The 14,458-nt window shown below is 59.1% G+C and carries 13 protein-coding genes; 3 read left to right on the plus strand and 10 right to left on the minus strand.

From position 1 onward, the window contains the following. Both FY152_21280 and hutF read right to left on the minus strand, forming a co-directional pair. The gene (locus tag FY152_21280) at positions 1 to 1,035 is read right to left on the minus strand and encodes an ABC transporter substrate-binding protein (GenBank protein ID UXS35141.1); all 1,035 of its coding nucleotides are present in this window, start codon (positions 1,033 to 1,035) and stop codon (positions 1 to 3) included. Between the two features lie 46 nt (positions 1,036 to 1,081). After that, on the minus strand, positions 1,082 to 2,452 hold the full coding sequence (hutF, locus tag FY152_21285) for a formimidoylglutamate deiminase (GenBank protein UXS34642.1): 1,371 nt from the start codon (positions 2,450 to 2,452) through the stop codon (positions 1,082 to 1,084). 180 nt (positions 2,453 to 2,632) lie between these two features. On the opposite strand from hutF, the gene hutC reads away from it, so the two are divergent. Then, positions 2,633 to 3,322 (plus strand): histidine utilization repressor, encoded by a 690-nt coding sequence (gene hutC / locus FY152_21290; GenBank protein ID UXS35142.1) that lies wholly within the window; start codon positions 2,633 to 2,635, stop codon positions 3,320 to 3,322. A 141-nt stretch (positions 3,323 to 3,463) separates the two neighbouring features. Next, complete coding sequence (locus FY152_21295; protein UXS34643.1) at positions 3,464 to 4,345, plus strand: LysR family transcriptional regulator; 882 nt, start codon at positions 3,464 to 3,466, stop codon at positions 4,343 to 4,345. Positions 4,346 to 4,394: 49 nt separating this feature from the next. On the opposite strand, the gene FY152_21300 is transcribed toward FY152_21295, so the two are convergent. From FY152_21300 to FY152_21335, 8 genes are all read right to left on the minus strand, one after another. Then, positions 4,395 to 6,026, minus strand: coding sequence for a histidine ammonia-lyase (locus tag FY152_21300; protein UXS34644.1), 1,632 nt, complete (start codon positions 6,024 to 6,026; stop codon positions 4,395 to 4,397). Positions 6,027 to 6,093: 67 nt separating this feature from the next. Continuing rightward, positions 6,094 to 6,747, minus strand: coding sequence for a hypothetical protein (locus FY152_21305; GenBank protein UXS34645.1), 654 nt, complete (start codon positions 6,745 to 6,747; stop codon positions 6,094 to 6,096). Next, complete coding sequence (locus tag FY152_21310) at positions 6,744 to 8,234, minus strand: sugar ABC transporter ATP-binding protein (GenBank protein UXS34646.1); 1,491 nt, start codon at positions 8,232 to 8,234, stop codon at positions 6,744 to 6,746. The genes FY152_21305 and FY152_21310 overlap by 4 nt, the downstream gene beginning before the upstream one ends. A gap of 122 nt (positions 8,235 to 8,356) precedes the next feature. Beyond that, positions 8,357 to 9,313, minus strand: coding sequence for a sugar ABC transporter substrate-binding protein (locus FY152_21315; protein ID UXS34647.1), 957 nt, complete (start codon positions 9,311 to 9,313; stop codon positions 8,357 to 8,359). 67 nt (positions 9,314 to 9,380) lie between these two features. Continuing rightward, positions 9,381 to 10,403: an ABC transporter permease gene (locus FY152_21320; GenBank protein UXS34648.1), complete on the minus strand. Its 1,023-nt coding sequence runs from the start codon at positions 10,401 to 10,403 to the stop codon at positions 9,381 to 9,383. Further along, positions 10,400 to 11,860: a xylulokinase gene (gene xylB, locus FY152_21325; protein UXS34649.1), complete on the minus strand. Its 1,461-nt coding sequence runs from the start codon at positions 11,858 to 11,860 to the stop codon at positions 10,400 to 10,402. Before xylB ends, FY152_21320 begins: the two co-directional genes overlap by 4 nt. 4 nt (positions 11,861 to 11,864) lie before the next feature. Continuing rightward, on the minus strand, positions 11,865 to 12,494 hold the full coding sequence (locus tag FY152_21330) for an SIS domain-containing protein (GenBank protein UXS34650.1): 630 nt from the start codon (positions 12,492 to 12,494) through the stop codon (positions 11,865 to 11,867). Positions 12,495 to 12,582: 88 nt separating this feature from the next. Then, the gene (locus tag FY152_21335) at positions 12,583 to 13,521 is read right to left on the minus strand and encodes a DNA-binding transcriptional regulator (GenBank protein UXS34651.1); all 939 of its coding nucleotides are present in this window, start codon (positions 13,519 to 13,521) and stop codon (positions 12,583 to 12,585) included. 126 nt (positions 13,522 to 13,647) lie between these two features. On the opposite strand from FY152_21335, the gene FY152_21340 reads away from it, so the two are divergent. Continuing rightward, a complete protein-coding gene (locus FY152_21340) occupies positions 13,648 to 14,307 on the plus strand; it encodes an HAD-IA family hydrolase (GenBank protein UXS35143.1) in 660 nt (219 codons plus the stop codon). Positions 14,308 to 14,458 lie beyond the last annotated feature (151 nt).

Here is a 14,458-nt window from a genome sequence, read left to right on the forward strand (position 1 = left end):
TCACTTCAGGCTTGCTTCGATTTTGGTGCGCGCCTCGTCGCTCACCCAAGCATGCCAGATGTCGCCCTTTTCCTTCAGAAAGCGGTTGGCGACCGTGGCGCCGTCGGCGCCGTTGTCGACCATGTAAGCCAGCGTCTTGTTGACTTCATCGAGCGGGAACGTCGCCTTCTTGAGGACCTCGATGATTTCGGGAGCCTCCTTCGCGAAGTTGGCATTGACACCATAGGCAACTTCCATCGGAGAAAGCGCGCATGCCCCTTCGCGGTTGCTGCCGCCACCCTTGACCTGCTCCCGGCAAGCGTCGCTATATTCAGGGGCGTCCAGCCGTATGAGCTCGAATTTCCCCATGATTGCGGTCGGCGTCCAGTAATAGAACAGGACAGGCTGACCTTGCAGATATGATGAGGTGATTGCCGAATCGAGTGCAGAGCCACTGCCTGGGCGGAAGTTCACATACAGGTCCTGAATGCCATAGTCCGTCAGCTTGATGGTCGACTCGCCTTCGCAGGTCCAGCCGAACGGGCAATTCAGGAAACGGCCCTTGGACGGCTCCTCGGGGTCGCTGAAAATCTTGACAACTTCCGGATCCTTGAGTTGTTCAACCGATTTCAGGTCTGGAACCAGAGGTTTGATGCCGCGCTTCTCGTCGCCTTTGACAACAAAGGCGGGAACGTACCATCCCTCGCTGGCACCGACGATCGGCGCGCCGATATTCAGACCCGTTCCCTCGGAAACCGCTTTCTTCCAGACTTCGCTGCGTCCGACCCATTCCTCAGCAAAGATCTGGACGTCATTTTGCGAAACCGCTTGTTCAAGCGTCACCGAGTTGCCGGGAATGGTGTCAGTCTTGCATTCATAACCCTTGGAAAGGATCGTCTCGATCACGCGTGTGATGAAATCACCGCTCTCCCAGGCAAGGCCTGCGAAGGTGACGGTTTTCCCGTCGCCACAATAGGATGCATGTGCCGTGCCCATTGAGCCGCCCATAAGGAGCGCGGAGGTAATAAGCGCAAGTCGCAATTTAGTATTCAACATTGGTATTCCCCTATTTGTTTGATTACTGCACTCACATTGCGAAAACTTACATGAGCTTTCGCAAAACCTGTTGGAACGCGTGATTGATCTCCTCGTCGCGTTCATGCCTGCGATCGCGGATCACCCATTGACCGGCAACCATGACGTCGCGCACGGTTTCGGGTCCCAGGGCGAAAAGCCAGCGGTCAAGAATCTGGTCGCCAATAGCGGTCGAGATGAAGGGAGACGCCCCGTCGAGAACGATAAGATCAGCCTGTGCGCCCACACGAATGCCAACTGTCTCGACACCAGAGGCGCGAGCACCGCCAGAAAGGCTGGCGTCGAAAATCGTTCGACCGACGGATGCACCTGCGCCAGACACGAGCCTGTTTCTTTGGCGATCGCGCAGACGCTGGCTGTATTCGAGGAGCCGCAGCTCTTCTGAAACGCTGGTGGCGATGTGGCTATCGGTGCCGATACCGACCATGCCGCCGGCTGCCAGAAAATCGGTGCCGGGAAAAATGCCGTCGCCGAGATTGGCTTCGGTCGCAGGGCAAAGGCCTGCTACAGCTCCCGTGCGCGCCAGGCGCACTGTTTCCTCGTGCGTCATCTGTGTGGCGTGTATCGCGCACCATTGATTATTGACAGGCATCTCGTCCAGCAACCATTCGACAGGTCTGCGGCCACTCCAGGCGATGCAGTCATCGACTTCCTTTTGCTGTTCGGCGACATGGATGTGAAGCGGGCCTTGGCCCAGTCCGGCGTCCAGAAGGATGCGCATTTCTTCGGGGGTCGCGGCGCGCAGAGAATGTATGGCTGCCCCCAGAACGGCGCCGGCTTCATTAAACGGGCGCCTGAGCCGGTCGTGAAGGGCCAGGAACGCCTCTGTGGTGTGGATGAATGGACGCTGGCCCTCGGTGGGCTCGGCGCCGCCAAATCCGCTATGGGCGTAGAAGACCGGCAGATGCGTGAGGCCGATTCCCGTGGTTTTCGCGGCCTGAAGAATGCGAAGCGAATTCTCACCTGGATCCGAGTAGGGGGTCCCGTTTTCGCTATGGTGAAGATAATGAAACTCCACCACACGCCCGAAACCGCCCTTGAGAAGTTCACTATACAACTTAGTGGCAACAGTCTCGATATCTTCGGGCGATAGCTTGGAAACGACACGGTACATCAAAGTCCGCCACGTCCAGAAACTATCGTTTGACGATCCGGCGACCTCCGCGAGGCCGGCCATGGCGCGCTGGAACGCATGGGAGTGAAGATTGGAAAGGGCGGGTAAAACCGGGCCAAAAGCCCTCTCTTCATTCGCAATTGGCGATGAATTGCATTCAACGGCTGTTATCTTGCCGTCGCTGTCAGTGGTTATGCGGACATTGTCGCTCCAGCCGTGCGGTAGAAGCGCGCGCTCGCAGAATATTGATTTCCACATCGCCATCGTCTCTCAAGTTGTATATGTAAGTTTGCATAATTGTAGGAGACAAGCAAGAGGAAAGGTGATAATTTTGGCCTCGAGATGATGTCGTCTATTTTTTGAGCAGGAGAACGTTTTTTGGTCGTTTCAACGTTGTCTGAGATTGATAGCAGCCTAGCCCTGCCCACAGGGCGCCTGCCAGAGATGCCTCTCTATGAACGGGTGAAGGGGCAGATAAAGGCGAAGGTTGCCAATGGCGAATGGCCGCCTCACCACAGGATTCCTTCTGAAAACGAAATCGTTGATTTGCTGGGTGTAAGCAGGATGACTGCCAACCGGGCATTGCGCGAACTCGCCACCGAAGGCGTGATCGTGCGGGTTCAGGGACGCGGTTCTTTTGTCGCTCCGCATAAAAGAAGTGCCGGGACGATGGGTGTTCGCAACATCGCCGATGAAATCAGGGAGCGTGGCGCTAACCATCATGCTGTGCTCATTCTGGCTCAACAGGAAGTGTGCGGTCCCGATCTGGCCGGAGCTCTTGATATCGAGGTCGGTTCGCCGATATTTCACTCGATTATAGTGCATCATGAAGATGAGCTGCCAATTCAGTTGGAGGATCGTTTCGTCAATCCAAACGTGGCGCCGGATTATCTGGCGCTGGATTTCAATGTATTCACGCCGAACGCCTATCTGACCGCGCTGGCGCCGATTTCCAGGAGAGAGCAGTTTATTGAAGCTGTCTCTCCGCAGCCCTGGGAGTGCAAACTTCTTGCGGTCGGGCGCAGCGAACCGTGCCTTCTGGTGCGTCGGCGAACATGGTCGGCAACGCAGGCTGTAACAGCGGTGCGCCTGCTTTACCCTGGCACGCGCTACAGGCTGGAGACGCAAGAGTGATCCGGATGCCTGATTGCAGCGATGGTACTCCCGTGGCGGAAAGGCTGGATACAGTGCCCGGGAGGTTTGATCTGCTCCAGTGCAGGATCTCACGGTTACATTCGATCTTAGAGAAATAATGATAGTTACGCGGACAGATTGATGGCACGCCGACATTTGCCGCCTCTGATGACACTACGCGCATTCGAGGCTGCGGCACGACTGGAAAACTTCAAGCATGCGGCTGAAGAACTCAATGTGACCCAATCGGCCATCAGCCACCAGATCGCTTCGCTTGAACGCGATCTGGGCGGGCTGTTGTTTGACCGCATGCCTGGCAGGGTTGTCCTTAACGAAAAGGGGCGCCACTATTTCCTTGCGGTGAAGGACGCGATTGATCGAATTGCGAGCGCGACAGACGCGATTCGATGCGTCGAGCCGCGAATGGAACTGACGATTCAGGTCTATGTTACCGTCGCGGTGCGCTGGCTTATTCCCCGCCTTCAGGCATTCAAGGCGCAGGCGCCTGCCACGCATGTCAGTCTTAACGCCGGTCTTCTCGATTGGGATTTCAATCCTGATCATGCCGATGTCGGCCTCGTTTATGTGCCCAAGGCCAAAAAAATCAACGTCTTCTATCAACCTTGGCGTCAAGAAAGGCTCGTTTCCGTCTGCTGCCCGGCGATGGCAACGCGGATGAAAACGGCAGACGATATTCGCCACGCCACTTTTCTTTCGATCGACGGTACTCAGGACGATGTGTCTTCGTGGACGCACAATAATGGGTGGTTTGACGGGATGCAGGGCAAGATCTTGCATTTCGATAGTTACCTGTTGGCAATCGAGGCCGCGGTCAACGGCCAGGGAATTGCGATTGTCCCGGAATTTCTTGTTGAGAATGACATTCGGCAACAGCGTCTTGTCATGACGAACACCCATTCCAGCGTTCAGCCCGGGCAATGGTTCATAGCCTGTCTCAAGGCGCGTAAAGACGAGCCGGCAATCAAACAGTTCTCAACATGGCTTGTCGGTCTTGAGAAATGATGGGGTGGCCCCAGCAGCTGGCTGGGGCCATGGCCAGGCGCATCTCACCTTACCGAAATGCCTTCAGGAATTCGGTGCCGGCCGCAATGTCGGGCGTCATTGATCGATCAGCATTCAGGAATGGTATCGTTTCGCGAACTTTGTCGTGAAAACGTTTTGTCGTTTCGGAGAGCTTGCGTGTCGGTTGTTCCTGCAGCCGCAGGTCGGCTGCCTGTGCGGCGTGCAGCAGTTCCATCGCCAGGATCGAAAAATTGTCGTCAATTTGCTGGCGGACCCTTTCAACCACAAAGGGGGCATTTGTTCCAACATCCTCGACCCCACCCGCAATTGGGCGGGAATCAAAGGATGTAGGCTGTGCGAGAGCACGCGCCTCCGTGGCCAGCGCCATCAACGGTGCTTCAACAACCAGGAACGCGTGGTGCGTGTTCTCGGTCCCCAGATATCTCGGCAGTTTGGTATGAACCGGATTGTTAAGTTTCAACACCCGTTCGGACGAGGTAGTGGCGTTATGGGCCAGCACGACGGCCATTTCTTCGAAGGATATAACCCATGTGAGAGGCTCGAAATTCGCCGTGGGCAAAACAGCGCCCCCTTTCACATATCCCCGCGTCGCTTGGTACAAATCGGACTTCGGCGTCACGTTGACGGCCACTCCCGGGTTGTCATCGGAAGAATTGATTTGGATATGCAATAGAGCTTTGGTTCTCTGAATGCTGTCGGTAAAGCTGCCAAGAAGATAGGGTGCCGTCCGGTAGCTTAGTGGATCCTGAAGAATCCGCTTCTCATCTTTCTCCCACAGATAGCTCCCTTTGAGAATGGATCGAAGGTCGCTGGCTGAGCGTACATAACTTGGGAAAGGCCTCAGTGCCGTGACGTCCTCAAGAAGAGGAGAGACGTTGCCATTCAGGCCTTCGAGGCTTAGCGCGTAAACGAGTTGCGAGACTCGCAACAGCTGCTCTGCGTCGTGTACCGCAAAAGCGCCAAGCGCCGCCGCGTAAGCATTCGAGCTCAGAATGGCCAGGCCATCTTTTCCAAATGGCTTCAGAGGTTCGATGCCTGCTTTGGAAAAGGCTTCGGACGCTGGTTGCCGCTGCCCTTGATAAATTACGTCCCCTTCACCCAGCATCGCGAGTCCGATATGGCTAAGCAATGTCATATCCGCCTGGCCAACGGAGCCTCTTGACGGCATGATGGGAGTGATCCCGTTGTTCAGAAAAGACACCAACATTTCCGCAACATGGGGCTGTACACCCGGTCCGCCGGTCAGAATGTTATTCAGTCGCACAGCCATCGCTGCACGAACGATCCTGGGCTCGGCATCAGGTCCGACGCCAACGGAATGCGCGCGCAAAAGACCTTCATTGAACTCGCGCGATGCTTCCATTAATTCGGGTGTCAGCTCCCCTGAAGCATCGACCATTTTGCGGTCTTTATTCCAGCCAACCCCTACTGTCAGGCCGTATATTTCTTGTCCCTCTTTCGCCGCCTGCAGTAAAACCGCGTAGGACTGGGCAACGCGCTGGAGGTCATCTGGACATACCTTCACCTCTTCACCGTCGGCGATCCGCACAATCATTTCAGGCGTCGTATCGTGCCCGGTAAGATTGATCTCCGCATGCGCCACGTTTGCGAGCAGAAATGAGATGCTGGCTACTTTCAATAAAATAGTGGATTTGAACATGAGGCTCTCCGTCACATAATATGCGGCGAGTATCGATGAACGCGCAGATATCGCAAATGATCGCTGCTCATGCCAGATGAATACTACTCACGCTTTTCTTCTCAAGCATGCGTGAGAAAATCCCGGACTTTTCCCGCGCATCACCATCCGTGAAAAGAGCCGCGCCAACCACCGCCAGATCGACGCCCAGTTGGTCCAGCCTCTCGAAGTGTTCGGGCACGATCTTCCCGTCAACGATGGTGTAAAGCCCGGTCGGGCGCTGGGAGAGGCGCTCGAAGGCCCTGTCGTCGAAGGAGCCGCCGCCGGCCGGCGCCGTCAAAAGAAGGCAGCCATCCACGTGCTCTGCGACCTTTTCGAGCTCCGATATGGGTGTCGAATGCCTCAGCGCCGCGAATGCGCCGGAACCGTTTGCTCTTGCGATACGGGAGAGTTCCACGAAGTCTTCTTCGGCTTCGAGATGTATCGCAATCGACCTGACACCCAGCTCGGAAAAGCGGATGACGGCATCTCTCGGGCGTGCCACCATCAGGTGAACATCCAGCGGTTTGGATGCGCATTCGCTGAGATTGCGGATGACCCTTGCGGTCAGACCATATTCCGGGGCGAAGACGCCATCCATCACGTCGAGATGCAGGGATTCGACGTTCGGCAGCACCGCTTCGATGTCTTCCGCCAAGCGGAATGGATCGGCGGCGTAGACGGAGGCTGATAGCGCGGTCATGCCGCGGGCGCCCATGCGGCTTCGCGAAGCTTGCCCAGCGACCATTCTTCCACCGGCTTCGGCGCGGTTGTGCAGAAGCCGTGCTGGAAGATCGCGATGCGGTCACAGATTTCCACCAGCTCTTCCTCTTCCGAGGAGACGACGACGATGCAGCGGCCTTCATCGGCCAGACGCCGGATGATGTCGTATATGTCCGATTTCGCGCCTATGTCGACGCCCTTGGTCGGTTCGTCGAGAAGGATGAGATCGGCATCCTGTTCGATGATGCGGCCGAGCAGCACCTTTTGCTGGTTGCCGCCCGACAGCGATTTGGTCGGAGCGTCGAGCCGTCCGCGTGTGCCGATCGAGGCGAGTGTTTTCTGCGCCGAGGCCCTTGCCGCGTTGAGGTCAACGATCCCGTTGTTGCGGTAGCGCGTCAGCGTCGAGAGAACGACATTCTGGAACGAGGACATCAGGGGGATGAAGCCATCCTGCTTTCGTTCTTCGGTCAGGAAGGCGATACCGTTCTGGATGGCGAGCTTGGGGCTCGATGGGGTGTAGCGCTTTCCGGAGATTTCGACCGTACCGGAGGATATGGGTTCCATGCCATAGAGCGTGCGCAGGAACCGGGTGCGGCCGGAGCCGATAAGACCGTAAAGGCCGAGAACCTCGCCGCGCCGGGCAATGATATCGGCACCCTTCAGCCTCTTGCCGGCCAGGCCTTCAACCTTGAGGAATATTTCGCCGGCAGCCCGCGCCTCGCGCCGGCTGGCAACATGCTTGCCATGGGCGTCGCCGACGATGGCGTCGACAATCGCCTGCTTGCTGACGTCCTCACCGGCGGCATGGTAGACGACCCGCCCGCCAGAAAGCACGGTCGCTTCGTCGCAGACCGCCAGAACCTCATCGAGCTTGTGGGAGACCAGCACGACGCCGATATTGCGCTCAAGCGCGATGCGGCGGACGTGGGCCAGCAGTTCCGTGGACTGATTGCCGTCGAGTGCGGTGGTCGGTTCGTCGAGGAAGAGATAGCGGACCTTGCCTTCGAGGTTGGCGATCACTTCGAGGAGCTGTTTCTCCGGATGGGAAAGCCCTTTTACGGTCCGCGTCACGTCGACGTGCAGGCCATAGCTCGCGAGCAGGGTCTTGCAATAGGCGTTCATTTCGGCGGTTTTCTTCAGGCCATGCAGCGTCACTTCCCTGCCGAGAAAGAGATTTTCCGCAACCGTGAGGTTCGGGATGAGACGCAGTTCCTGATAAACGCAGCCAATGCCCTTGCCGAGCGCCTCTCTGGGCGAGGTCAGGGTGACGGTTTCGCCATCGACGCTGAGCGTGCCATTGTCCTGCGGCTGGGCGCCGGCGAGGATTTTCAGCAAGGTCGATTTGCCCGCGCCATTGTGGCCGAAGAGACCATGGATCGTTCCCGGCTTCACTTCGAAGCCGATGCCATGCAGGACCCCGACGCCCCCGAAGGACTTGGTGATGTCTGTCGCCTTATAGCTCGACATATCGCGTACCTCACATCTACTGACCGGAAGTCGGGCGCGCGAATTTCCGCGCGCCCGGAGAGTCATGGAGCCTTGTCGCATTTCCGGGTGGAAAACGGCGCTCCACGTTCCTGGCAATGCCCTTAGTAGGCCTTGTCGACGGTTTCGCCGGCATTGTCCTTGTTGACGAGCAACGGCGGGCTGTCGATCACAGGGTCGAGCTTCCCGCCGTCAAGGAATTTCTTGATGTTCTCGACCTGGATCTGGGCAAGCTTGGCGGGCTCCTGAATCGCCCCGGCCTTCAGGATCGTGTTGTCCTCGATGTGCTTCACGCCGAGCTTGTCGACAAAGGCGTAGAGCGTCACATCATTGCGGCCGAGCTGTTCGATTGCGGCGATTGCGCCGAGCGCGGACGGTTCGGTGTCGGAATAGACGACGGTGATTTCAGGGTTGCCCTGAAGCATTTCCGTCGTGACCTTCAGCGAGGTGGTTTCCTCGACCTTGCCGTTGACGAGCGCGACGAACTTGACGTTGGGGTTGGACGCCAGGGCTTCCTTGAAGCCTTCGTCACGGGCATTTGCCGCCACGGAGGTCGGCTCGCCGACGATGCCGATGACGGCCTTGCCGTCCGCGCCGATGTCCTTCAGCAGCTGCTTGCCGATATAGACGCCGCCGGCCTTCTGGTCGGTCTGCACGGCCTGTTCGACCTTCAGATTTTCAGCCTTCAGACCCGCCGGATCGGGCAGGAGGTTGATCGTGAAGACCGGGATCTTTGCCTGATTGAGTTCGGAAACGGAGGCGACGCAGGGGCCGGACGAGACGCAGTTCAATGCGACCGCACTGACGCTTTGCTGGGCAAGCGTCTGGACCTGCGAAAGCTGCTTGGCGTCGTCATTGTCGGCGATCAGCACGCGAACGTCGAAGCCCTGCTTGGCGCCGTTTTCCTCGAAGCTCTTCTTCATCGCCACGTAATAGGGGTTTGTCAGGTTCGGCAGGGCAACGCCCAGAACCTTCTTGTCCTGTGCATGGACAGCTGCAGCGGACAGCGCAAGCGACATGCCAAACGCCGCCAATACGGAATTCTTCACGAGTTTCTTCATCGTTCTCCTCCTATTGGATGATGAATTCGATTGCCGGATCGGCCGGCGCCGTCTCTGGTCCGCGCGCTCAGGCGCTGGCCGAAAACTTCTTCTTCAGCAGGGCGACCCAGGGCAGGGAGAGCCGGCTGGATGAACGCATCGTGTCAAAGGTCACGCCGACAAGGATGATCACGCCGATCACCAGGGGCTGCCAGTAGGCGCTGACGTTCAGGACGTTCATGAGATTGGAGATGGTAGCGATCAGGGTGGCGCCGATCATCGCGCCCCAGATCGATCCGATGCCGCCGAACAGGCTGACGCCGCCGACCACTGCACCTGCAATCGAAAAGAACAGCTCGTCGCCGCGACCGGCGGTCGGATAGCCCGTCATCAGGCGCGATCCGTAGATCAGGCCGCCGCAGGCGCCGCAGAAGCCGGAGATCGCATAGACGAGAATGGTGATGCGGGAGGTATTGACGCCTGCCAGACGGGCCGCCTCGACATTGCCGCCAACCGCGAAAATATGCGTGCCGGTCACGGTCCGCTTGATGAAGAGGGCAGCCAGCACGACGGCGACAGCAAGGGCGATGACCGGGAAGGGAATTCCGAACAGCTTATATTGCCCGATGAAACGGTAACCAAAATCCATGACACGGATCGATTCCGCACCCGTGATGATCTGCGGCACGGAGGCTGCGACGCCCATCATGGCGAAGGTCACGATGAAGGGCGGGACGCCGGTTTTATCGATGATAATGCCGTTCAATGCGCCGGCGAGAGCGCCTGACGCGAGCACAAGCACCGCTGCGACCGGCCAGGGCAGGCCGACATATTCGATGAAGACGGCGGCAAGAACGCAGGTCATCGCGACAATCGATCCGCAGGAAAGGTCGATACCGCCTGTGAACAGGACAAACGATTGCCCGAGGCAGAGGAAGCCGATGACCGCGCCGTTGAGAAGCAGCACGAAAATGTTCGACAGCGTGAGGAAATTCGGAGACGCGATGGCGCCGGCGATCATCACGACGAGAAGAACGAAGGCGATGCCTGCTTCGGCGGGGATGCGAATTCCCTTGCCGTCATAGGGTTGGGTCTGTGTCATGTCCGTCATTCCTTCCTCCACTTTGCGAGGGGCAGCGCGGCCCTGTAGGCTTCGCGCACATCCTCGCTCCGCGCGGCATCCTGCGCGCGCGGCTCCGCCACGATTTCGTATCGGGGCTCCCATTGTTCGGCGATTTTCGCTGTATGCTGTCCGGTGACCGCCGCGGCTGCCTGAACTGCCGCGCCCGCGGCTGCGGCTTCCGGAAGGTTGCAGGTCCAGACCTGCTGTCCGGTGAGGTCGGCAAGGATCTGTCGATAGGCTTTCGAGCGGGACGCGCCGCCCGTCACGATCAGCCGGCCGTTACGCTCCAGCCCGAGAGATGCGAGGTAATCGCCGCCCTCCAGCAGACCGCAGATGACGCCCTCCACGGCGGCGCGGGCGATCTGCCCCGGTTCGACGTCGCTGCGAATGCCTGTCAGCATGCCCGTGGCGTCAGGCAGATCGGGGGTCCGTTCGCCATCGAGATAGGGGACGAGGACAAGTCCGCGTGCGCCCGGTTCGGTCGCAAGGGCGAGCGTATCGAACTCCTCGGTGGTCGCCCGGAGGATACGACGGAATGCGTCCGTGACTTTCGCGGAATTCAGTGTGGTGATCATCGGCAGGAAGGCGTCGGCAGCATCCGCATAGCCGTTGATGGAGCCGGCCGCATCCTTGATGCCGATTGTCGTGCGTCCGTAAAGGGTTCCGCTGGTGCCGAAAGAAATGATCACGTCACCGGCACGGATGCCCATGCCGAGCGCCGCCGTCATGTTGTCACCGGAGCCGGCGCCGACGATTGCGCCCTGAAGCGCCTCAAGCCCATCGATCCGCTGAGCCACGCCTGCGGCCTCGCTGGAGCCGATGATGTCAGGCAGCACGCTTTCCCAGTCGATTCCGGGTGCGGCCAGTTCCGCAAGCGCGTGGTCCCATTGATTGGTGAAGGGGTTGAAATATCCCGTTCCCGAGGAGACGCCGCGCTCGGTGGCGGCCCGTCCGCTCAGCCGGTAGAGAAGATAATCGGACGGCAGCATGATCTTGCGCGCCCGGGCGATCGTGCCGGGATGCATGCGTTCGGTCCATGCGAGCTTGCTCACGGTCAAGGCTGCGGCCGGCACCGATCCGGTTCGCCCGGCCCAGTCCTTGAGCGGCAGTTTCTGCCGAAGAATGTCCGCGTCGCGCGCGGATTCGGTGTCGTTCCAGAGCTTGGCGTCCCGCAGCGGCAGGCCGTCGTCACCGAGCATGACAAGGCCATGGCCTTGGCCGCCCACGGAAATGCCGGCGATGCGCGGGAGATAGGTCGTCAGTTCACCGAAGGCGGAAACGAGCGCCTGCCACCACGCCTCGGGCGCCTGTTCGCTGCGCGGCGGCGTGGTTGGCGGGTGCGGCTTGCGGGCTTCGGCAATGACGGCGCCGTCTTCCAGACGCCGAAGCACGATCGTGCAGGATTGCGTAGAGGAATCGACGCCGGCGACGAGATCGCGTTGCATCTGATCAGCCCCCGGCGTTTTGCAGTCGCTTCAAGCTGTCTTCGGCATCACGGCCGACGGCGCCGGAAGGATGGGTGAAAAGGAGCCTGTCCCATCCGTAACCGCGCGCGACGCGGCAGACTTCGACGAGCGCGTCGGTAACGGCGGCGGTCGCAAGAGAGCTGCCGGTGGCAACGACGGCGCCGAGATCGCTGTTGGCGGGAAGCGTCAGCGTGATCACCTCATCCGACATCTGCGCCAGCGGCGACTTCGGATCGGCGGTGATCGAGATCAGGCCGGCGCAGAGCGTCCTGGCGCGTGCGCAAAAGTCGTTGAGCTCATCCGAGCTGCCACCCTTCGAAAGGGCAAGAACGAGGTCCTCCTTCTGAAGGACGCCGAGGCCGCCATGCAGGCCATCGGCCGGCGGCAGGTAGAAGGCGGGCGTGCCGCCGACGGAAAGAAGATGCGCCGCGCGGCTGGCGATTGCGCCGGAGGTGCCGCTGCCGGTGACCAGGATTTTGCCCTTGCACGCGATAAATTTCCCGGCAACGGCCAGAAAGGTCTCGTCGACCCCATCAAGCGTTCCAAGAATGGCCGCAGCATCCGCACGGATGACCTCTTTGGCGCGACCGACCCACTCATGTTCTGACTGCATAGAATGCCTCCCTGATGAGGCAGTCATATGACAGACACGCAAATTCGTCAAGTGAGTATATACGCGCTCATTTGAGCGTTATTAACTTTTAGGTCGCCATCAGCTTTCTTGCCACCCCAGCGTCGGTTATCAGCGTTGTCACCCAGTTCCCTTTCAGCGTGGCCCGTATGGCATCTGCCTTTTCGATGCCGCCGCCGATGCCGATGCGCTCGGGAATGCGCCGAAGCTGGTCTGTGCTCAGGCAGAGTCCGGTCTGGTCGAGCGGGCTCGCGACAGCCTCTCCATCCTCGTCGATCAGGGTGGCGCACACGTCAGCACATACGTTTTTCTTCAATGCATCACGCCGCCAGTCTTCCGGGAAGCCCGAGCACAGGCACGATTCCGCCGGCCGCCAGGAGCCTATGCCGACCGCAAGCACGTCGATCTTGTCGTAACGCGACATGGCGCTTGCGATGGATGTCTCGTTGCGAAGCCTTGCAATCAGGTCGGGATCATCCACCCACATGGGGCCGAACAGTGGATAGGCCGCACCGCCGCTGGCACGCGCGACGCGATGAACCAGTTCGGTCGGGTTCTGGGAAAGGTCGAGCCCCGCAGGGCTTCCGCCAGCCTGCACGACATCCACGCGCGGCAAACGGCCAAGCGCCTTGCCCGTGGCGGAAAGGGTGCGGCCCCAGGACAGGCCGAGCAATTGGCCATCAATCAGCGATTCCTCGAGATAGTCGGCTGCGAGCAGGCCAAGCGGCTCGAACAGCTCGTTCGAATGAAGGTCCGGGCCGTCCAGAACAAGGGCGGCCTTGAGGCCGTATTTCTGCCTGAGCTTCTCGGCCAGCTCCGTGTTCATGTCGCCCTGGTCGTTGATCTCGATCTTGACGATGCCATCGGCAAGGGCGGTGTCGAGAAGGCGGGCGACCTTGAATCTGGAAATGCCCAGTTCATCGGCGATCTGGGATTTGGTCTTCTGCTCGATGTAGAAACGGCGAGCGACGAGGGAAGCCTGAAGTTTTTGAAGTGGGCGTCGAGGCATTTGAGAAGATTTTCGCTCATTTGTTGCAATTGATCTAACCTTTTGACAGATTGCGCGCTGATGGGCAACGACGCCGAATTCGGCCGTGCCCTTTCGTCAGCCATTCAACAGCCAGAAGAACAAATCATGTTGCCGTCCAATCCGATCCAGTCCCAATTCTTTGATGCATTCCTGTTCGACATGGACGGGACGATTCTCGACTCCAGCGCTGCGTCGGAGCGCGTCTGGGGAGGATGGGCCAGGGAAAACGGAATTCCGACGCCACCCTATCATGGTCGCCGGGTGGAGGACACGATGGCAGACCTGAAAAGCGCAGGAATTGATCCCGCGAAGGCCGCGGCTGAAATCACCGAACGGGAGCTCTCGGATCTCGACGGCGTGGTTCCTATCCCGGGAGCGATCGAATTTCTGGGATCGCTTCCAAGCGAGAAATGGGCGGTGGTGACCTCTGCTCCGAAGGAACTCGCCCTGAGACGTATCGCGGCGGCCGGATTGCCCCGACCGATGGCAATCATTGCGGCAGAAGATGTAAAGCAGGGAAAACCGAAGCCCGATCCGTTTCTTGCGGGCGCGGGGCTTCTTTCCGTTGATCCCACGCGATGCCTCGTGTTCGAGGATGCGGATGCGGGAATTTATGCGGCAGAGGCTGCCGGCGCCTCCGTTGTTGTGATCACGCATACCAACAGTGCGACCATCAGGGATAGGCCGGCCGTGGCTGATTATCGGGATCTGCGTGCCCTGGTGGTTGGAGCGTCTCTTTCGGTTGAGCTGGTTCAACGCAGTTAGGAATTGCTGTGTGTGAAGGGTTTTCCTGGCAGGCGGCTGGAAAGGTCGCCGCCGGCATGTGAGTTGCCTTATCCGTGGATGTCATGCATGGAGGTGAGCGACCACGCCGCTTTTCGTCTGATTCATCCGAGATTGGGGAAAGCCCGCATGA

It is taken from the genome of Agrobacterium tumefaciens (assembly GCA_025560025.1).
Lineage (GTDB): Bacteria > Pseudomonadota > Alphaproteobacteria > Rhizobiales > Rhizobiaceae > Agrobacterium.